Annotated in this window: 23 protein-coding genes; 21 read left to right on the forward strand and 2 right to left on the reverse strand. The window is 49.5% G+C overall.

Annotation, left to right across the window (positions count from 1 at the left end; genetic code table 11):
- Nucleotides 1–63: 63 nt before the first annotated feature.
- The 7 genes from murQ (at nt 64) to F3H20_RS03610 (ending at nt 5,164) form a co-directional block, all read left to right on the forward strand.
- The gene (gene murQ / locus F3H20_RS03580; protein ID WP_149733601.1) at nt 64–954 is read left to right on the forward strand and encodes an N-acetylmuramic acid 6-phosphate etherase; all 891 of its coding nucleotides are present in this window, start codon (nt 64–66) and stop codon (nt 952–954) included.
- Nucleotides 935–2,083 carry an N-acetylglucosamine-6-phosphate deacetylase gene (nagA, locus tag F3H20_RS03585; protein WP_149733602.1) on the forward strand — a complete coding sequence of 383 codons (1,149 nt, stop codon included), beginning with the start codon at nt 935–937 and terminating at the stop codon, nt 2,081–2,083. Before murQ ends, nagA begins: the two co-directional genes overlap by 20 nt.
- A gap of 5 nt (nt 2,084–2,088) precedes the next feature.
- Nucleotides 2,089–2,895, forward strand: a complete 807-nt coding sequence (nagB, locus tag F3H20_RS03590) for a glucosamine-6-phosphate deaminase (protein ID WP_149733603.1) — start codon at nt 2,089–2,091, stop codon at nt 2,893–2,895.
- Nucleotides 2,896–2,973: 78 nt separating this feature from the next.
- Nucleotides 2,974–3,453 carry a PTS sugar transporter subunit IIA gene (locus F3H20_RS03595; protein ID WP_149733604.1) on the forward strand — a complete coding sequence of 160 codons (480 nt, stop codon included), beginning with the start codon at nt 2,974–2,976 and terminating at the stop codon, nt 3,451–3,453.
- A gap of 144 nt (nt 3,454–3,597) precedes the next feature.
- A complete protein-coding gene (rsmD, locus tag F3H20_RS03600) occupies nt 3,598–4,218 on the forward strand; it encodes a 16S rRNA (guanine(966)-N(2))-methyltransferase RsmD (RefSeq protein WP_149733605.1) in 621 nt (206 codons plus the stop codon).
- Complete coding sequence (gene coaD / locus F3H20_RS03605) at nt 4,184–4,669, forward strand: pantetheine-phosphate adenylyltransferase (protein ID WP_149733606.1); 486 nt, start codon at nt 4,184–4,186, stop codon at nt 4,667–4,669. The genes rsmD and coaD overlap by 35 nt, the downstream gene beginning before the upstream one ends.
- Nucleotides 4,670–4,696: 27 nt before the next feature.
- Complete coding sequence (locus F3H20_RS03610) at nt 4,697–5,164, forward strand: ATP synthase subunit B family protein (RefSeq protein ID WP_149733607.1); 468 nt, start codon at nt 4,697–4,699, stop codon at nt 5,162–5,164.
- Nucleotides 5,165–5,179: 15 nt separating this feature from the next.
- Here the strand turns inward: F3H20_RS03610 and ylbJ are convergent, their stop codons facing one another.
- Nucleotides 5,180–6,433: a sporulation integral membrane protein YlbJ gene (gene ylbJ / locus F3H20_RS03615; RefSeq protein WP_149733608.1), complete on the reverse strand. Its 1,254-nt coding sequence runs from the start codon at nt 6,431–6,433 to the stop codon at nt 5,180–5,182.
- Between the two features lie 139 nt (nt 6,434–6,572).
- On the opposite strand from ylbJ, the gene F3H20_RS03620 reads away from it, so the two are divergent.
- On the forward strand, nt 6,573–7,400 hold the full coding sequence (locus tag F3H20_RS03620; RefSeq protein ID WP_149733609.1) for a patatin-like phospholipase family protein: 828 nt from the start codon (nt 6,573–6,575) through the stop codon (nt 7,398–7,400).
- Here the strand turns inward: F3H20_RS03620 and F3H20_RS03625 are convergent.
- The gene (locus tag F3H20_RS03625) at nt 7,318–8,586 is read right to left on the reverse strand and encodes a nucleotidyltransferase (RefSeq protein WP_149733610.1); all 1,269 of its coding nucleotides are present in this window, start codon (nt 8,584–8,586) and stop codon (nt 7,318–7,320) included. The two genes, F3H20_RS03620 and F3H20_RS03625, sit on opposite strands and share 83 nt — an antisense overlap.
- A 190-nt stretch (nt 8,587–8,776) precedes the next feature.
- On the opposite strand from F3H20_RS03625, the gene F3H20_RS03630 reads away from it, so the two are divergent.
- From F3H20_RS03630 to rnc, 13 genes are all read left to right on the forward strand, one after another.
- Nucleotides 8,777–9,988, forward strand: coding sequence for an acetate/propionate family kinase (locus tag F3H20_RS03630; RefSeq protein WP_149733611.1), 1,212 nt, complete (start codon nt 8,777–8,779; stop codon nt 9,986–9,988).
- A 115-nt stretch (nt 9,989–10,103) separates the two neighbouring features.
- On the forward strand, nt 10,104–10,610 hold the full coding sequence (locus F3H20_RS03635; RefSeq protein ID WP_149733612.1) for a YceD family protein: 507 nt from the start codon (nt 10,104–10,106) through the stop codon (nt 10,608–10,610).
- A 65-nt stretch (nt 10,611–10,675) separates the two neighbouring features.
- The gene (gene rpmF, locus F3H20_RS03640; protein WP_091744024.1) at nt 10,676–10,852 is read left to right on the forward strand and encodes a 50S ribosomal protein L32; all 177 of its coding nucleotides are present in this window, start codon (nt 10,676–10,678) and stop codon (nt 10,850–10,852) included.
- A 140-nt stretch (nt 10,853–10,992) separates the two neighbouring features.
- Entirely contained in the window at nt 10,993–11,559 is a 567-nt protein-coding gene (gene fapR / locus F3H20_RS03645; RefSeq protein ID WP_149733613.1) for a transcription factor FapR, read from the forward strand.
- A gap of 25 nt (nt 11,560–11,584) precedes the next feature.
- Nucleotides 11,585–12,601, forward strand: a complete 1,017-nt coding sequence (gene plsX, locus F3H20_RS03650; protein WP_149733614.1) for a phosphate acyltransferase PlsX — start codon at nt 11,585–11,587, stop codon at nt 12,599–12,601.
- Nucleotides 12,594–13,610: a beta-ketoacyl-ACP synthase III gene (locus F3H20_RS03655; protein ID WP_149733615.1), complete on the forward strand. Its 1,017-nt coding sequence runs from the start codon at nt 12,594–12,596 to the stop codon at nt 13,608–13,610. Before plsX ends, F3H20_RS03655 begins: the two co-directional genes overlap by 8 nt.
- Nucleotides 13,611–13,662: 52 nt before the next feature.
- Entirely contained in the window at nt 13,663–14,556 is an 894-nt protein-coding gene (gene fabK, locus F3H20_RS03660; RefSeq protein WP_394349561.1) for an enoyl-[acyl-carrier-protein] reductase FabK, read from the forward strand.
- A 170-nt stretch (nt 14,557–14,726) separates the two neighbouring features.
- The gene (gene fabD / locus F3H20_RS03665; RefSeq protein WP_149733617.1) at nt 14,727–15,671 is read left to right on the forward strand and encodes an ACP S-malonyltransferase; all 945 of its coding nucleotides are present in this window, start codon (nt 14,727–14,729) and stop codon (nt 15,669–15,671) included.
- Between the two features lies 1 nt (nt 15,672).
- Nucleotides 15,673–16,416: a 3-oxoacyl-[acyl-carrier-protein] reductase gene (fabG, locus tag F3H20_RS03670; protein WP_149733618.1), complete on the forward strand. Its 744-nt coding sequence runs from the start codon at nt 15,673–15,675 to the stop codon at nt 16,414–16,416.
- A 57-nt stretch (nt 16,417–16,473) separates the two neighbouring features.
- Nucleotides 16,474–16,710, forward strand: coding sequence for an acyl carrier protein (locus F3H20_RS03675; protein WP_091744017.1), 237 nt, complete (start codon nt 16,474–16,476; stop codon nt 16,708–16,710).
- A gap of 89 nt (nt 16,711–16,799) precedes the next feature.
- Nucleotides 16,800–17,750 carry an NAD(P)H-dependent flavin oxidoreductase gene (locus F3H20_RS03680; protein WP_149733619.1) on the forward strand — a complete coding sequence of 317 codons (951 nt, stop codon included), beginning with the start codon at nt 16,800–16,802 and terminating at the stop codon, nt 17,748–17,750.
- A 34-nt stretch (nt 17,751–17,784) separates the two neighbouring features.
- Nucleotides 17,785–19,026, forward strand: a complete 1,242-nt coding sequence (fabF, locus tag F3H20_RS03685; protein WP_149733620.1) for a beta-ketoacyl-ACP synthase II — start codon at nt 17,785–17,787, stop codon at nt 19,024–19,026.
- A gap of 3 nt (nt 19,027–19,029) precedes the next feature.
- On the forward strand, nt 19,030–19,758 hold the full coding sequence (rnc, locus tag F3H20_RS03690) for a ribonuclease III (protein WP_149733621.1): 729 nt from the start codon (nt 19,030–19,032) through the stop codon (nt 19,756–19,758).
- Nucleotides 19,759–19,763 lie beyond the last annotated feature (5 nt).

Here is a 19,763-nt window from a genome sequence, read left to right on the forward strand (position 1 = left end):
CTTTAAAAAACGGTGACGGCAAACCGCATTCTCTCGCAATATATGCATGGAGCAGGAGGATATATGAGTCAAATCAATGAGAAAACAGTGCATATTGATGAACTGGCTACGCGGGATATGGCCGCGCTCTTTAACCAGGAAGACAAACTGGTGGCTTGGGCAGTGGAAAAATCGCTGGATACTATTGCACAGGCTATTGACCGAATTGCCGTCTGTCTTGCCGCACAGGGCCGCCTATTCTACATCGGCTCAGGCAGCGGGGGCAAGATCGGAGTGCTGGATGCTACCGAATGTCCGCCGACTTTCGGGGTGAACGATGGAGTAGTGATCGGCGTGATTTCCGGCGGGGCCGAGGCGCTGACCGGCTGGCGGGAGGATACGGAAGACGACGGGGAACTGGCGCGGTGTGATCTGAAAGAACGGGAATTTTCACGCAATGATATTCTGATTGCCTTAAGTGCCAGCGGCAATACTCCGTACGTGCTGGCAGCGGTGGATTACGCCAAGAAACTGGGGGCGCAGACCATCGGTGTGTGCTGTAATCCCGGCGGGCTGTTGGAGTCGTCAACCGACTTGTGCATTACGGTTGATGTGGGTCCGGAGGTCATTATGGGGTCAACACGCTTGAAAGCAGGTACGGCGCAAAAGATGGTGCTCAACATGCTGTCTTCCTGTGCCATGATTAAACTGGGTAAAACCTATGGTAATCTGATGGTCGATGTAAGGCCGATCAATCTGAAGCTGAAAAAACGAGTCATTGACGTTGTGCAGATCGCTACAGGTAAAACACGGGAAGCCGTCATGGCCACTCTGGAAGCAGCCGAGGGTGATGCAAAAGCCGCGATTGTCATGCTTCTCTTGGATGTGGCGGCACCGAAGGCGCGCGATTTGCTAAAAGCGCATAATGGCTTTGTGAAAAAGGCAGTGAGAGAATATGATGAAAGCAATTGTTAATGCCCAAATTGTTTTGGAAAACAGCATACTTTCCGGTTATGCCATTTTATTTACCGATAAGATCGTCGATATCGTGCCAGAGCAGGAAATTGCCGGTCTTAACGGCCTGGAACGCCTGGACGGAGCGGGACAGTACGTATCGGCCGGATTTATTGACACCCATGTCCATGGCTGCGCCGGTGTCGATACGATGGATGAACAGGAAAACAGTATCAGTCATATCAGCCGGCATATTGTGCAAACCGGCGTAACAGCTTTTTTGCCGACGACCATGACGATGAGTCTGGATCGGATCACTCAGACGCTGGGCCGTATTAGGCAATTTATGAAAGAAGGCTTGAAAGACGGTGCCCAGGTGCTGGGCTGTCATTTGGAAGGTCCGTTTATTAATAGAAACTACAAGGGAGCGCAAGCCGAAGAATATATTCTGCAGCCCGATTTTTCCTTGATTGAGCCGTTTGAGGATATCATCAAAATTGTCACTATGGCGCCGGAACTGACCGGCAGCGAGGAATTTATCAGACAGTGTGTCCGGCGCGACATCGTCGTTTCCATTGGACACAGCGCGGCTACTTATGAGGAGACGACCGCTGCCATTGCGGCCGGTGCGTCCCATATTACCCATATCTGTAATGCCATGCCTTTGTTAAATCATCGCCAACCCGGCATTTTGGGGGCGGCCTTTGAACATAAAGAAATGACCTGCGAGCTTATTGCCGACAATATTCACGTACATCCGGCTGTGCAGCGGTTGGTGCTTGCAGTAAAAGGCAATCATGCTGTACTGCTAATTACCGACGCTATGCGAGCCTGTCTGCTAGGCGAAGGAGAATATGATCTGGGCGGGCAAAATGTCATTGTCAAACAGGGAGAAGCCAGGCTGTCCAGCGGCGTGATTGCCGGCAGTACGCTGACGCTGAATAGGGCGGTTGGTAATTTTATGAAAAATACAAACCTGAGTATCGCGGAAGCCGTTGCGCTTGTCACCTCGAATCCCGCCAGAAAGATTGGCGCGTTCCGGCAGAAGGGAAGTATTGCTATCGGAAAGGATGCCGATTTTACTTTGTTTAATCAGGAGTTCGACGTTTTTGGCACGGTTGTTCGGGGAAATCTGGTGTATCGGAGGTAATGAGTATGCGTGTGTTTATCGTGAAGGATTATGAGGAATTGAGTGTGCAGGCAGCACAAATTGTGGCCGGTCAAATCTATGTAAAGCCGAATAGCGTACTGGGGCTTGCCACCGGCAGTACCCCGCTGCTTATGTATCATCATCTGATCAGAATTTATAAAGAATACGGGCTGGATTTTTCTGAAGTGACTACCTTTAACCTGGATGAGTATGTAGGCTTGCCGGAAGCAGACAAAAACAGTTATCACTATTACATGAACGATAATTTCTTCCGGCACGTAAATCTGGACCAAAAGAAAATTCATCTTCCTGATGGCATGGCTGCCAGTGTCGACGCCGAATGTCTGGCCTATGAAAAGGCTATTCAAAACTGTGGCGGCATTGACTTACAGGTGCTGGGAATCGGTCAGAACGGGCATATCGGCTTTAATGAGCCTGATGAAAAATTTGAAGCCTATACCCATGAGGTAAAGCTGAAACAGGATACCATAGAAGCTAACGCCCGCTTTTTTGCCGATATAAGCGAAGTACCGACCCGGGCCATCAGCATGGGAATAAAGACCATTATGCAGGCGAAAAAGGTTGTATTGTTGGCTAATGGCAGCAATAAGGCGGAGGCTGTTTATCGTGCTGTCTGTGAAGGCATTACACCGGAAATTCCTGCTTCCATTCTACAATTGCACCAGGACGTTATCGTTATTATTGAGGAAGGGGCGGCCCAGTATTTAAAGGACAGGTTGACTTTTCAGCAAAAGGAAAAAATTCTTTTTTTTAACAAAATTCATGAATGCAGCAAGATTATTGCGTCATAACGTCGTAATTGATAACTAAAGGTTTTGCAGAATGTGAGGAAATAGGCGCTAAAAATATGATGGCCAGGTGGGAAAAACATGTTTAATTTTTTTAGTAAAAAGAAACAGGAGATCAGTCTGTATGCGCCGCTGCAGGGGAAAGTCATTGGCATTGAGGCGGTGGATGACCAGGTGTTTTCACAAAAAATCATGGGTGACGGTATTGCCGTTGAACCGACCAATAACCAACTGGTAGCTCCCTGTGACGGACAGATTGTATTGGTGGCAAAGACGAAGCACGCCATTGCCATCCGGGCACAGGGTGGTTTGGAGGTTTTGCTGCATGTAGGAATGGATACGGTGGAGCTGGAGGGCGAGGGATTTACCTGCCATGTCCGGGAAGGGCAGGCGGTGAAACGGGGCGAACTCCTGTTGGAATTTGACAGGGAACTGCTTACAGCCAAAGGCAAAAAGCTGACTACACCACTGGTGATTACCAACGCTGAGGAAAAGGTAAGTCAACTGGTCAGACCGAACCCGGGAGATTCCGGTCCGGTACTGCAAATTACTTTAAAATAGGTTATGCAAACCGGTGTGAATAAAGCAACGTTGCTTTGTTCATGCCGGTTTTGCATTTTCACTGCTTTTATGCCATAATTTGTAGTATAAATTTCGAGCATTATCAAGAAAAATATGTTAGAATGTAACGGTAGAGGTAGATATATGCGAATTATTACAGGAAGTGCCAGAGGGGCTAGACTGAAAGCGCCCCGGGGAATGGATACACGTCCTACCGCTGACCGGGTAAAGGAATCGGTTTTTAATATTCTTGGAACGCGGGTGCGGGAAGCGCGGGTGCTGGATTTATTTGCCGGTACGGGCAATCTGGGATTGGAAGCGCTTAGCCGGGGAGCCAGGTCCGCCGTTTTTGTCGATTCCGGCAGTGCCAGTGTTGCCGTTATCCGGGACAATGCCTGCCACACCAAGCTGCTGGACCGGGCAGTGATTTACCGAAAGGATGTATACAAGGCGATTGAGGCCGCGATACATAACCGGCAGATCTTTGATATGATTTTTAGTGATCCGCCATACAATAAGGGATTGGCGGTTGCAACGATAAACAAACTGGATGCGGCCGGCATTCTGGCGCCTGAGGGGATTATTGTCATAGAGCATTCTTGCCATGAAATGCTTGACGAAAAATGGAGCCGCCTTCGTAAGATCCGCAGTGAAAAGTATGGGGAGACAATGGTCAGTTTTTTTGCCAATCAGGAGATACAGCAGTCAGCTAATGAACCAGGAGGAATACATGAAACAGATAGCCATATGTCCGGGCAGCTTTGATCCGATCACTAACGGACATCTTGATATTTTTGAAAGAGCCAGCCGGATGTTTGACGAACTGATTGTGGCGGTTTTTCATAACCCGAACAAAAAGCCGCTGTTTACCATGGAGGAACGGGTCGCGCTGCTGGCGGAGGCCACCGGGCATATTCCAAATATCCGGATTGATTCATTTTCCGGTCTTTTAAATGTGTATGTCCGTGAGAAAAATGCTAACATCATTGTCCGGGGACTGCGGGCACTGAGCGATTTTGAGTATGAGTTTCAGCGGGCGCTGCTTATTAAAAAGATTGATCCGGTCATTGAAACGGTGTTTATGATGACCAGCAGTGAGTATTCTTTTGTAAGCTCCAGCGGAATCAAGGAGTTGGCCAAGTTTGGCGGTGTTATTACCGATTTTGTGCCAAGTTGTGTGGAACGGGAAATTATGCGGCGAAGCGCCCAAATCTGAGATTAAATCTAGGCGGGAGATGGATCGATGAGTATTGAGCAAATATTGGACGAACTGGAAAATTTGCTTTTAGAAGCTGCCCGGGTGCCGTTTACTAATAAGCGGGTTGTGGAGGAAGACGAACTGGCCCGTTTGCTGGACGATCTGCGGGAGATCATACCGGGAGAGATTATGGAAGCCAGCCGGATCGTGAAGGACCGGCAGCGGATTATTGAGGATGCCCAGCGCGAGGCTCAGCAGATTGTCGAACAGGCAAAGAATTATATTGCCAAATTGACGGATGAAAATGCTATCACTAAGCAGGCGCAGGAACAGGCCAACGAAATCATCCTGCAATCGCGTAAGAGTGCGCGGGAACTGCAGGTGGATGCCATTGGCTATGCCGAGAATGTGTTTAAGCATTTGGAAGATAATTTAACCAAAGCCCTGGAGGTTATCCATCAGGGACATCATGAATTACAGCAATCAAAAAATGATCAGTCAAAAGCGGGATAAGGAGCCTAAAGCTCCTTATTTTTTTATGGCGTACGTGTAGATGCCGCGGAGAATATGCAGGGTGATGGACAGTGAGACGAGAATTGCTAAGAGTAGCAGGAGCTGGTAGGAAACCTGTTCCAGCCGGGTAAGCCAGTACGCTGCGGTAAGATTGCCGGTCTGATCGAACAGTACAGGAGCTACGAACAGACGACTAATGGTATCCATATGATCAAAAAAAAGCAGGGTCAAGAGGCCGGCCAATAGAGCGTGCAGAAAACGGGCGACCATATAGGGAGCCATGCGGATGCCTGATTCAATGACAATACTGGCGACCTGACCGTGTACCGATAAGCCGCTCCAGGCGATAATAGCGCTGGTCATCACGGTTTTTTGCCAGAGCGGAGCATCGGCCTGGCTGGCGGCCAGCGTCCCCAGGTCAATTTCAAATAGCCCGCTGACCAATGATTCGGCCAGATTGCCGCTTAAGCCCAGCCAGTGGAGCATTCCTGAGAAAATAGCTGCCAGCGTGTCGGTGGCTCCGATGATGGATAACATGCGGAGAAAGACGGAAAATAGTATAATAAAGCCGCCAATCAGCAAAGCTGTATTCATGGAGCTTTTTACGGAATCACCAAGTAGCAGGCCGATGGGGCGCCCATCTTCCTGTTTTGCCTGGTAAAGAGCCCGGAAGGCCCGGCTGACCAAATTGCCGGAAACCTCCTGTTGCGGCGGTTTTGGGGGAACATCACGGTCAGTGCCGTGAAAACGGAAAATAATACCAACCAGGAAACTGGCGAGATAATGGGCCAAGGCCAGGATGATACCTAACTCCGGCATGCCGAACATGCCGACCGCCACAGCACCGAACATGAATAAGGGGTCTGCCGTATTAGTAAAGGATAAGAGCCGTTCGGCCTCAACTGCGCTGCAAAGCTGGCTTTTGCGGAATTTGCAGGTGATGACGGCGTCCATCGGATAGCCGGAAGCAAGGCCCATGGAGAGGGCAAACGCCCCGACACCAGGGACGTTGAACAGTGGTCGCATCAGTGGCTCTAACAGTACTCCGATAAAATGGACAACACCCAGCCCCATCAGAATTTCCGACAAAATGAAAAAAGGCAGTAAGGCGGGAAATACGACGTTCCACCATAAATTTAACCCCATGATGGCCGAGTCAAAGGCATCTTTGGGGTATTGGACCATGCATAGGGTTATAAAAACAACACCAAAGGCCATAGAATAAGCAGAGAGACGGGAACGGTAACGTTTGCTGCTCCGAAAATTCATAAATCACAATCTCCTCCTCTACCGCCGGAACCGCTGACGGGGTAACGCCATGAGACAGGCAGCGCTTTCCAGACATTTCTGTAATATATATTGTGGCGGCGGGAGGAATATCACAAGAAAATCGCTGGGGAGGTCAGGTATGCGTCCGAAAGTTGGCTTGGCATTGGGGTCCGGAGGACTGCGCGGGTTGGCCCATGTAGGCGTGCTTCGCGTACTGGAACGGGAAAACATTCCGGTTGATTATATTGCCGGCTGCAGCATCGGCAGCATGATTGGCGCATTATACTGCGCCGGACAGCAGCCCGATACCATATTAAAGCTGGCCCGCCATTTAAAAAGAAATTACTGGCTGGATTTTATCATACCCAAAATGGGGATTGTTTCCGGTGAAAAGGTGCTGCAGGTGATGCGGCTCCTGACCCAGCAAAAGAGTTTCGCCGATTTAAGAACTCCTTTGGCCGTGGTAGCCACTGAGATCAATCATGGAAAGGAAGTCGTGTTTACCGAGGGCGATCTGGCTAAGGCGGTCAGGGCCAGTATTTCAGTTCCGGGCATATTCGTACCTTATCAGTGGGATGACATGCTGCTGGTAGACGGTGCGGTGCTGAATCCGACACCCATTGATGTGGCCAGAAAGATGGGAGCAGATATTGTAATTGGTGTGGATTTGGCATACGCTTCAACCGTTTCCAGCATAACCAATATGTTTGATGTCATTATTCAGTCGATTGATATTATGGAACGGGAGTTGAGCAAGCACCGCCAGCCTCACTGTGATGTGCTGATCCGTCCCGAGATTTCCCATATTTCACCAAGCTCTTTTGAGGCCATTGAAGAATGTGTCGCCTTAGGCGAGGCGGCGGCTGAGCTGGTGGTGGGCGAGATTAGACGGTTACTGGCGGGTGAGCCGCCACATATACCGGAGACTGGCGAAAATCCCAGCCACCATAACGCAAGGCCCGATTAGCAAAGCCCAGGCTATAAATATCGCTGGCGGCGCTATCTATAGCAAGCATTCTCTGCAGTGGCGTCAGCGAAGCAATATAACGTTGTCGGCTGTTTAAAAAATGAGTGGTTTTGGTAATAAGCGGGACAGTTGACAGCAGGGAGGCTTGCCGCAGCAGTTCTTTGCCTTGTTCGTTAAATGCCAGAACCCGGGCGTACAGCGGACCGGCATGGTCGGACTCATCTATAGCCGCCTTGGTAATACCCAGCAAGGCGTGCAGCAGGATGCGCTGTAACCGGGTATGGGTGTAGCGCTTGCATTTTATGGCGGACAATAGTTCATCCCAGCCAGTGGCGATAAGTGCTGTCTCGGCAATTCGATGCTGCAGTCCTTCGGTAACATCAGGCAATTCAGCGATGGCTGACAGCGACATGGTGCGGAGCTTGGACAACAGTGCGGTTTCGAAAGCGCCGGCGGTAACCGGACCGCGCCCGCTGCGTAAAGCCTTTTCGATGATCGCTTTGCTGGCCGGTGGAATAACGGCTGCAGCAGTTGGCTGTACACAGCCATTTTCCAGAATGGATTTTCTGATGGCGGTAGCACTGGCAAAAGGAGCGCTGATATCAACCTCATGATACCCGGCATGCTGGCGTTTGACCGGGCAGGGAAGGATGGCGGCACCATAACGGTTGAGTGCCCGCAGGTATTCGATGGCCAATATATTATTAGGAGTGAAGGCAACAGTTGCCGGCTCTGCCTGACTTTGTGCCAGCAGTACCTGGCCAAGCGCCGCCGGGTAGGAAAGGCCGGTCTTTAGCTTTTGCCTGACCAAGGACCCGGTATGAGCCGTATCGGCTAGGTTCGCCAATTTTTTTAGAGCCGTCAGATCATTATCCTCCACGCCGAAGGAGAGATGGCTGACAATTCCCAGCGCCTGCAGCAGACGAACGCCGCCGGCGGCAAAATACTGAGCGCTACGCAACGCAAATACAGCCGGCATTTCAATAACCAGATCGGCCCCTGAACGCACGGCCATTTGGGCTCGCAGCCACTTATCGAACAGGGCCGGTTCACCGCGCTGGACAAATTGGCCGCTCATGACAATGACGGCTGCCGGACAGCCTGACAAGGATTTCGCCGAATTTAGCTGCCAATGATGGCCGCTGTGAAAAGGATTATACTCTGCAATAATACCTACTGCTTTCAAAGAAATATTCACCTCTAACGCATAAATATCCTTATTATATTATAACCTATTTCGGATAAAATGCAGGTCTATTATTATTAGCGGTAAGCAGGTATCAGGCATTTGGTGTCGAAGTGTGAACTTAATTGTAATATTATAAATTGCAGGTTGTTTTGAACAATTTAATTTTTGTACATAGGAGGATTGGAAATTGAAGATTTTGGTCATTAATTGCGGCAGCTCTTCCCTGAAATATCAACTCTTTGATATGACCGATGAATCGGTGCTGGCCAAGGGTTTGGTGGAACGTATCGGTATTGAGGGCTCGGTGCTTACGCATCAGCCGGGAGATAAAGCTAAGGTGAAAATCACCGGTGCAGTGGATAATCACAGCACGGCGATTAAAATGGTCGTCGAAGCGCTGACTCATCCCGAATACGGTGTGATTAAAAGCATGCAGGAGATTGCTGCCGTAGGTCATCGCGTGGTACACGGGGCCGAGAAATTCACCGATTCGGTCCGTATTACGCCGGCGGTTATGCAGGCGCTGGAAGAGTGTGCCGAAATGGCGCCGCTCCATAATCCGCCCAACATTCTGGGCATCAACGCCTGTGCCCAATTAATGCCGGGCATTGCCCAGGTAGGTGTGTTTGATACCGCCTTTCATCAAACCATGCCTCCTAAAGCCTACATTTACGGCCTTCCCTATGAAGTGTACGAAAAATACGGCATCCGCCGCTATGGTTTCCACGGAACGTCTCACCGCTTTGTATCGCAGCGGGTAGCCGAGGTTCTGGGAAAAGATATTAAAGGCCTCAAGATTATTACCTGCCACTTAGGCAATGGCTCCAGCATTGCGGCGATTGACGGCGGCAAGTGTGTGGATACCAGCATGGGCTTCACACCGCTGGAAGGCTTGGTCATGGGTACCCGCAGCGGTGACCTGGATCCGGCTATCTTACCCTTCCTGATGAAAAAAGCCGGTATGAGTGTCGATGAAATTGATAATTATATTAATAAAAAGTCCGGTGTCCTGGGGATTTCCGGTGTTTCCAGCGATTTTCGCGATATAGAAACGGCGGCTTCGGAAGGCAATGAACGGGCTCAACTGGCCTTGGATATTTTCTCCTACAAGGTATTGAAAGATATCGGTGCCTACGCGGCAGCCATGAACGGTGTGGATGTCATTGTATTCACTGCCGGACTGGGAGAAAACTCCAAGGAAATGAGAGCGATGATTTGTAAAAACCTGAGCTATTTGGGAGCCGTCCTGGACGCTGAACGGAACAATGTCCGGGGGCAAGTCCGGGAGATCAGCACCGAAGCTTCCACGGTCAAACTGTTTGTTATTCCTACCAATGAAGAATTGGTTATTGCCCGTGACACAAAGGAAATCTGCGATCAAGGCGGATGCCGCATTTAATGCTGGCTTAACCGATATGCGGCAGGTTAATACTGCCGCTTTTCTTTTGCTATTTCATTTCTTGACAAACCATATGGGGGTCGCTATAATAAATGAAGGTTGAGGTGGAAAATCAATGAAAATTAATGTAGCCCAAGTTAAAAAAGAGATTGGCAGCCGACAACCGTTTACATTTATTACTCCCGCCTGCACTATGGATGTCAGCCAGTTGCGCTTCGAGCTTGTCGGTGATGTGAAAGTGACAGGAGAAGTGGTTAACAATGGTCGTGCTCTGGAGGTTTCGGGAGTGATTTATGCCCGGATGGCGAGTCGTTGCGACCGCTGCCTGGAGGCATTTGACGCTCCTTTGGACATCGCGTTCCAGGAAGTTTTTCAGGAAACGGTTGACCAGGTTGCGGATGATACAGCAGACGTAGCTTATTATCAAGATGACGAAATCGAACTGGCAGGCTTAGTGGAAGAAAACCTTTTAATGGCTGAACCTTTAAAGGCTCTGTGCAAACCTGGCTGCCTTGGTCTATGTCCTCAGTGCGGTGTGAATCGAAATGTGTCGCCATGCCATTGCAGTCATGACGATATAGATCCGCGATTGGCTAAATTGCGACAGCTTTTAAAAGAATAGCTCAAAAGGGAAGGCTCATCGTATGAGTCTGAATTTGTTTTATTGTTAAGGAGGTGTAGAAATAAATGGCAGTACCAAAGCGTAAAATGTCTAAAGCACGCCGCGATAAGCGCCGCGCAAACTGGAAGCTCACTGTTCCCGGGTTGGTGGAATGCCCGCAGTGTCATGAAAAGAAAATGCCCCATCGCGTTTGTCCTGAATGCGGTCATTATAACGGCAAGGCAGTTGTGAACGCGGAATAATAAAAACGTATATAAGCAAGATAGAGTATATCAGGTACTTTATCTTGCTTATTTCTTTTTGCTTGCATTTTGGCAATGAACTGTCTATAATAAGTACTAGCAATTAGTCTTAGTACTAACTTATAAAAATAGGTGATGGTATGGCGCGTATCCAAAAAAAAATCAGACAACAGCTGCTAACCGAAAAACTGGACGCTACCCCTTTTCTAACCGATGAGGAGTTGGCGGCACTGTTAAACGTGAGCGTTCAAACAATTCGCTTAGATCGTTTGGAACTCGGCATACCGGAAGTCCGGGAGCGGACCAAGAAGATGGCCGAAAACGTACAAAGCAAGCTGAAGACGCTGGGGAGCGAGGAAATTATCGGTGAGCTTATTGATTTGGAATTGGGCCGTGCCGGCATCTCCATTATGAAAATCACCGCCGATATGGTTTTTGAAAAAAACCAGGTTGCGCGGGGTCACTATGTTTTTTCACAAGCCAATTCCCTGGCTCTGGCTGTCATTGACGCTAATGTTGCCGTAACAGGGGTGGCTAATATAAAATATAAGATGCCCATTCATGTTGGCGAAAAATTAATTGCCAAGGCAGAAGTTATGAAAAAAAGAGGAAATAAATATTTTGTATGGGTTAAAACTAGAAACGATAAACAGGAAGTATTCCGGGCTAAGTTTATTATAGTGTCTTTAGAACAGGATGAGAAGTGAATGGACTGACGAAGGGAGATTTCGGATGAGAATTGCCGTTGATGCCATGGGTAGCGATTATGCACCGAAAGAGATTGTACTGGGCGCGGTTGCTGCTGCAAAAGAGTATCAATGCGATATTATTTTGGTAGGCGATCAGGAGCAGATACTGCCCGTTTTAGATACATACAGCAATTGGCGAGAACTGGGGATTTCGGTGCAGCAGGCATCGGAAGTTATAGAGATGCATGAACATCCAGGCGTGTCTGTCCGCAAAAAAAAGGATGCCTCCGTGGTGGTGGCTACCCGGCTGGTCAAAGAAGGCATTTGTGATGCCGTAGTCTCTGCCGGCAGCACCGGGGCGGCCGTAGCGGCGGCGTTATTCGGTCTGGGACGGATTAAAGGCATTGAGCGGCCGGCTATCGCGACCCATATTCCCAATTTAACCGGCACCACTATCATGCTCGATTCGGGAGCCAATGTGGACAGCAAGCCTAAAAACCTGGTGCAAAGTGCCATTATGGGTTCCATTTATGCCGAATATGTGCTGGGCATGAATCGGCCGCGGGTGGGACTTTTAAATATCGGGGAAGAGGATAGCAAGGGAAATGAACAGGTGCTGACGACCTTCCCTCTGCTCAAACAGTTAAAAACCATCCATTTTATCGGCAACGTGGAAGGCCGGGATACTTTTAACGGTACGGTGGATATTGTTGTTTGTGACGGCTTTGTCGGTAATGTGGTGCTTAAGACAGGCGAAGGACTGGTCAGTTTTCTGACGACACTTATAAAAAATACGATAAAAAACAGCGGCTGGCTTGCCAAGCTGGCGGCCTTTCTTCTGCTGCCATCCATAAAAAAGCTGAAGAAGAAGCTGGATTACGATGAATACGGCGGAGCGCCGCTGCTCGGTGTTAATGGCGGCTTTATCATCTGCCACGGAAGCTCAAAAGCAAAGGCTATCAAAAATGCGATACGCGTTGCCTGCGAATTTTCGGAGCAAAAGGTTGTGGAGCATATCAGTGAAAACATCGTAAAGGAAGGTGTTGGTGCGAATGAGTGAGCAAGGCGTATCGGTAGGTATCGTCGGTATTGGTACCTATGTCCCCGATAAAATAATAACCAATCACGACTTGGAACAAATGGTTGACACCTCTAATGAATGGATTGTCGAACGTACCGGTATCCGGGAAAGGCATATTGCCGAACCGGACATGGCTACCTCTGATTTGGCAGTACTGGCTGCCAGAAAAGCGCTGGCCGATGCCGGGGTTTCCGCCGAGGAAATCAATTTGATTATTGTGGCTACGGCTACTCCTGACATGTTTTTTCCTTCCGTAGCCTGCATCGTACAGGACCGGCTTGGTGCCGTCAATGCCGCCGCCTTTGATCTGGGCGCAGGCTGCACCGGCTTTGTCTATGCTGTGGCAACAGGCAGTCAGTTTATCAAGTCGGGCTTATATAAAAAGGTCCTGGTCATCGGGGCCGAGACTTTGTCCAAGGTAGTGGACTGGACAGACCGCAATACCTGCGTTCTGTTTGGTGACGGAGCCGGTGCTGTGGTGCTGAGCGAAGTAAAAGCGGGCTATGGGATTTTGAGCATTGACCTTGGCTCCGACGGTTCGGGCGGGGAGTTTTTGAAAATTCCGGCCGGTGGAACACGGGTGCCGACTACGGAGCAAACGGTCAGTGACAGGCAGCATTATTTGTATATGAACGGCAGTGAAGTATTTAAATTTGCTATCAAGGTTATGGGGGAGGCGGCTGTAAAAGCGTTGGACGCCGCCGGGCTTGATCATCACAGTGTAAATTGCCTGATCCCGCACCAGGCCAACATCCGCATCATTCAATCGGCGGCTAAAAGACTTAAGCTGCCAATGGAAAAGGTTATGGTCAATGTCGATAAATACGGGAATACTTCTGCTGCCTCTATTCCGCTGGCTTTGGAGGAAGCATTGAAAAGTTGTCGAATACAACAGGATGACATAGTTGTACTTGTTGGTTTCGGCGCAGGCTTAACCTGGGGTGCGTGTGTTATAAAATGGTGTAAGGAGGAAAAGACTATTGTTTAACAGTAAAATTTGTCAATTATTAAACATTAAATATCCAATTTTACAGGGCGGTATGGCATGGGTTGCCACAGCCGAACTGGCGGCAGCCGTATCTAATGCCGGCGGCCTGGGCGTAATTGGAGCGGGACATATGCCTCCTGATGCGCTGCGCAGCGAAATTGTCAAAGCAAAATCGCTGACAAATAAACCGTTTGGTGTCAATATCATGCTGATGTCTCCTTTTGTCAAGGAAGTTATGCAGGTGGTAATTGAGGAACGTGTGCCGGTTATTACCACCGGGGCGGGAAATCCCGGTGAATACATTCCCGCTCTGAAAGAAATCGGCAGTAAGGTGATCCCGGTGGTGGCTTCTGTAGCTCTGGCCAAACGGTTGGAACGGGTTGGTGTGGACGCGCTGATTGCCGAAGGCATGGAAAGCGGCGGCCATGTTGGTGAAGTATCGACCATGGCGTTGATTCCGCAAATTGTTGATGCCGTCAGTATTCCGGTCATTGCCGCCGGCGGCATTGGTGATGCCAGAGGCGTCGTTGCCGCTCTGGCCTTGGGAGCCCAAGGCGTACAAATCGGTACTCGGTTTGTTGCTTCCGTTGAATGTACGGCTCATGATAACTATAAAGAAGCGGTAATTCGCGCTAAGGAACGTTCAACGGTGCTTACCGGCGTGACGACAGGCCATCCGGTGCGCGTTATCGCCAATAAGCTTACGCGCGAATACCTGGAGCTGGAAAGAAACGGCGCCTCGGTGGAAGAACTGGAGCGTCTGGGCGCCGGAAAGCTAAAGGCGGCGGTCCGTGACGGTGATACCGAGCGCGGCTCTGTGATGAGCGGACAAATTGCCGGTATGGTGCGTGAAGTAAAACCGGTGGCGGCCATCATTGAGGAAATTGTCAGTGAAGTGCCTGCTATTGTCGCTGCCGTTCAAAAATTTACGCAAGGGAACCGCTGATTTAATGAGCCTGCCAGCCTGGTGAGAGATTTTTCGGCTGGCAAGAAGTAAAACCGCAGGAATAGCGGACCCTATTTCAAGGTTTTATTGACGTAGCCAGACGGAAAAAGATCCGCCAGGGAGCAGTGTGAATAAATCAGTGATTCCCTAGGCTAACAGGAGGCTTGAGGATGAGTAAACGTGCATTTGTGTTTCCCGGACAGGGCTCGCAGACAGTAGGGATGGGCCGGGAACTTTATGAAAAGTTTGCCGTAGCGAAGCAGGTGTTTGAGGCGGCTGATGAGGCTCTTGGATTTTCCATCACCGATATGTGCTTTCAGGGACCCGAGGAGGAGCTTCGTAAAACCTTTAATACACAGCCGGCTATTTTGACGGTTAGTGTTGCTTGTTATGAAGTTCTTAAGGAATACGGCCTCCAGGCCGATATTGTCGCCGGCCATAGTCTGGGCGAATACTCGGCGCTGGTTGCCGCCGGTTCGCTCGCTTTTGCCGACGCCGTACGCCTGGTGCGCAAGCGGGGGCAATTCATGCAGGAAGCGGTCCCCCTGGGGGAAGGCGCTATGGCGGCTATTTTAGGGATGGACCGCGCCAGCGTGGTGGAAGTGTGTCAGCAGCTAGAGGCTGAAACGGGCTCGGTGCAGGCTGTTAACTTCAACTGCCCCGGACAGATTGTCATTGCCGGCAAGGTTGCGGCGGTGGAAAGAGCTGCCGAGCTGTTGAAAGGTCGTGGCGCCAAACGGGCCGTTATGCTGCCGGTAAGCGCTCCCTTTCATAGCACACTGATGCAGCCGGCAGCAGAAAAGCTGGCTGCCGAGCTGGATAAAATCACTGTTCAGGACGCAAAAATACCGTTGGTAGCTAATGTCAACGGGGAAATTGTCACCGTTGGCGGTCAGATTAAGAAACTGCTGGTCGAACAGGCGGCAAGCCCGGTAAAATGGGAAGATTGCGTAGCCCGGATGGTTGCTTTCGGCGCCGGTGAGTTTGTTGAAGTCGGTCCGGGTAAAGTTCTTACAGGATTTACCAAAAAGATAGCGAAAGAAGTTAATAACAATAATATTGAGGATATTGCTTCTTTGGAAAAAACCCTTGATTATTTCAGGGAGGTTCGCTAAAATGCTTTTAGACAATAAAGTGGCAATTGTCACCGGGGCTTCCCGGGGAATTGGCCGGGCGGTGGCCCTGGCGCTGGCTCAGGCGGGCGTTAAGGTAGTTATCAACTATGCCGGCAATGCGGCTGCGGCCCGTGAAGTAGAAGAGCAAATTACGGCCATGGGTGGGGAAGCGCTGGTTGTACAAGCCGATGTGGCTAAGCTGGAATCGGTGGAAGAACTGGTAAAACAGGCTACTGAGAAATTCGGCCGCATTGACATCCTGGTCAACAATGCCGGCATCACCAGAGACAATCTGTTGATGCGCATGAAGGAAGAAGACTGGGATGCCGTAATCAATACCAACCTGAAGGGCATTTTCAATTGTACAAAAACAATCGCCCGTGTTATGATGAAACAGCGTAGCGGTAAGATCATTAATATGAGCTCGGTGGTTGGGGTTACCGGCAATGCCGGTCAGGCCAACTACGCGGCCGCCAAGGCCGGTGTGATCGGCTTTACCAAGTCGATGGCTAAGGAACTGGCTTCACGGGGCATTACCGTTAACGCGGTGGCTCCCGGCTTCATTGCTACCGATATGACGGCTGTGTTATCAGACCAGATCAAGGATGAACTGGCAGGCCGGGTGCCGCTAGGCCGCTTAGGCAGTGCCGAGGAAGTTGCTTCGGCCGTACTTTTTCTGGCTTCCGACGCAGCTACCTATATTACAGGACAGACTTTACATGTCGACGGCGGCATGGTAATGTAGCAGATGTGTAATTTTTGTTATTATGACATATAATCTTGGAAGGAGGTGAATTTTATCATGACAACTTTCGATAAAGTAAAAGAAATCGTAGTTGAACAACTAGGTGTTGATGAAGCTGATGTTGCTATTGACTCTACTTTTATTGATGACTTGGGTGCTGACTCTTTGGACATTGTTGAATTGATTATGGCTTTTGAAGAGGAATTTAATATTGAGATTCCTGACGAAATAGCTGAAAAAATCAAAACAGTGAAAGACGCTGTGGGGTACATAGAACAGGAGAAGCAAGGCTAAAAGTATTACCTGTTCCAAGGAGAGTCCCGTGAAACGACAGTTCGCGGGACTTTCTTAAAGGTAGTACGCGTGAATGGAGGAGTAATTACTTGAAACTTCCAGAACTGAAAATTGGCCATTTAGTGGCCAAGATACCGATTATTCAGGGTGGCATGGCAATCCGTATCTCTACAGCCCGGCTGGCTGCTGCTGTGGCGGAACAGGGCGGTGTCGGTTTAATTGCTGCATCAGGTATGAGTTTTGATGAGTTGCGCAGCGAAATTCGTCTGGCGCGTTCCCTTACTAAAGGCATTGTTGGCATTAATATTATGGTTGCGGCGAGACAGTTCGCCGATATTGTTAAAACGGCGATTGACGAGGGTATTGACCTGGTGGTTGCCGGCGCGGGTTTTTCCCGTGATGTGTTTGGCTATGGCAAAGAGTCTGGTACACCGATTGTGGCAATGGTTTCCTCTGTAAAGGCTGCTAAACTGGCCGAAAAGATGGGCGCTGCCGCTGTAGTCGTGGAAGGTAAGGAAGCCGGCGGGCATCTCGGCACCGATAGGTCGATGCGGGAACTGCTGCCGGATATAAAAAAAGCGGTTCAAATTCCGGTTATTGGTGCCGGCGGTGTCATTGACGGGCACGATGTAGTTGAGGTTATGAAGCTGGGGGCCGATGGCGTACAAATGGGTACGCGGTTTGCTGCAAGTGTAGAATCCAATGCAGCTCCCGAGCTAAAACAATTTTATTTGAAAGCAAAACATGAAGATGTCGTTTTAATCAAAAGTCCTGTGGGACTTCCTGGACAGGCCATAGGCAACCCCTTTGCTAAGAAAATTATTGAAGGTACTGTGCCTGCTCCTGATTCTTGTGACGCCTGTCTGAAGCACTGTTCGAAAAGTTTTTGCATTATCAAGGCTCTTATCCGTGCACAACAGGGCGATGTGGAATCCGGACTGGTGTTTACCGGCGAGTACATTCATCGAATAGAGGAAATACTTTCTGTTAAAGAGATTTTTAGCAGAATTCTGGCAGAAGTTGAAGCAAGCAATGGATAAACATAGACAAAAAGAATATGGTGAGGTGAAGAGTTTGAAGAGGCGAGTTGTAATTACAGGATTAGGGGCTATTTCACCGATCGGTGTAGGCAAGGATGATTTTTGGCAAGCTCTGATGGAGGGCAAATGTGGCATTGGACGGATTACCCGTTTTGATCCAAGCGAATATTCGACGCAGATCGCCGGCGAAGTAAAGGATTTTGATCCGGTTAAATATATTGATAAAAAAGAAGCAAAACGGATGGACCGGGCGTCGCAATTTGCGATTGCCGCTACCAAAATGGCTTTTGAAGATGCGGCCATGGATTTGGACAAGGAAGACCGTACCCGCATCGGCACGTTGGTGGGAACCGGTATTGGCGGTATTGAAACGCTGCATGAACAATATAAGATTTTATTTGAAAAAGGACCCAACCGGGTGAGCCCGTTCTTTGTGCCGATGATGATCGGCAACATGGTGGCCGGCCATACGTCGATTACCTTTGGTTTGCAGGGGCCGAACAGTTGCGTGGTCACTGCCTGTGCCACCGGCACCAATGCCATTGGCGACGCTTTTAGAATCATTGAACGGGGCGAGGCTGATGTGATGGTAGCAGGCGGTACGGAAGCGGCTATTTCACCGGCGGCGGTTGCCGGCTTCTGCTCGATGAAGGCTATGTCTACCCGCAATGATGAACCGGAAAAGGCTTCGCGTCCCTTTGAAAAAGAGCGTGACGGTTTTGTTATGGGCGAAGGCGCCGGTATTGTTATTTTAGAATCGTTGGAACATGCATTGGCCAGAGGCGCGCGTATTTATGCAGAAGTAGCCGGCTACGGACACAATGCAGACGCTTACCATATTACCGCCCCGGCTCCGGAAGGTGTCCAGGCAGCCAAATGCATGGCTATGGCTTTGGCCGATGCCGGCTTAAAACCGGAAGACGCCGATTATATTAACGCTCACGGAACATCGACACCGCTTAATGACAAAAATGAAACACTGGCCATCAAATCCCTGTTTGGCGACCATGCTTATAAGTTGGCGGTAAGCTCCATTAAATCCATGACCGGTCACTTGCTGGGAGCTGCCGGCGGGATTGAGTGCATTGCAACAGCACTCACCATTGCCAATAGTATGATTCCGCCGACCATCAATTACGATACGCCTGATCCGGAACTGGACTTGGATTATGTTCCTAACAAGGCACGGGAAGGTGTAGTGAATGTGGCGCTGTCCAATTCGTTTGGTTTTGGCGGCCATAACGCTACTATCCTTTTGAAAAAGTACCAAGCGTAAGCGATGAAAATGTTGCTGGATAAACCACGGCTTCAGGCGTTGGCCGCCTTGAGCGGGGTATTAGGTGTCGAGTTTAAGGAAATTTCTTTGCTGAATCAGGCGCTTGTTCATACTTCATTCGCCAATGAGAATAAGCATATGGGCGTTATGCATAATGAACGGCTGGAATTTCTGGGCGATGCCGTTCTTGATCTGGTGATCAGCCAATTCCTTTTTAACCGCTTTCCCAACTTAACGGAGGGCGAACTGACCAAGGCGCGCGCTGTTATAGTCTGCGAGCCGACCCTGGCCCGACATGCGGCCAGACTGGGAATCGGCAAGTATTTGCTGCTGGGTAAGGGCGAGCTTAGTTCAGGCGGCCGGGAACGCATTTCCATTCTGGCCGATTCTTTTGAGTCTCTCATTGGCGCCGTATATCTGGATGGCGGTTTTGAGCGTGCGGCGGACTTTGTTCTGCAGCAGCTCACCGAGGAATTGGTCTTGGTTGAGCAGGGACAGTATATAAAAGATTACAAGACTCTGCTGCAGGAATCCATTCAAAAGCATAATGACAGTAAAATTGTCTATGAAATTGTATCGGAACGAGGGCCTGATCATGATAAAGTATTTGAAGTGTCTGTTGTGGTCAATTCAAATATCTTAGGATGGGGAACTGGGAAAAGCAAAAAGGAAGCGGAACAGTTTGCCGCTAGACAAGCCTTGATCAAACTCCATATCATTGATGAAAAATAAACAGG

Origin of the sequence: Propionispora hippei DSM 15287 (genome assembly GCF_900141835.1) — a bacterium.
Taxonomy (GTDB): Bacteria; Bacillota; Negativicutes; order Propionisporales; family Propionisporaceae; genus Propionispora; species Propionispora hippei.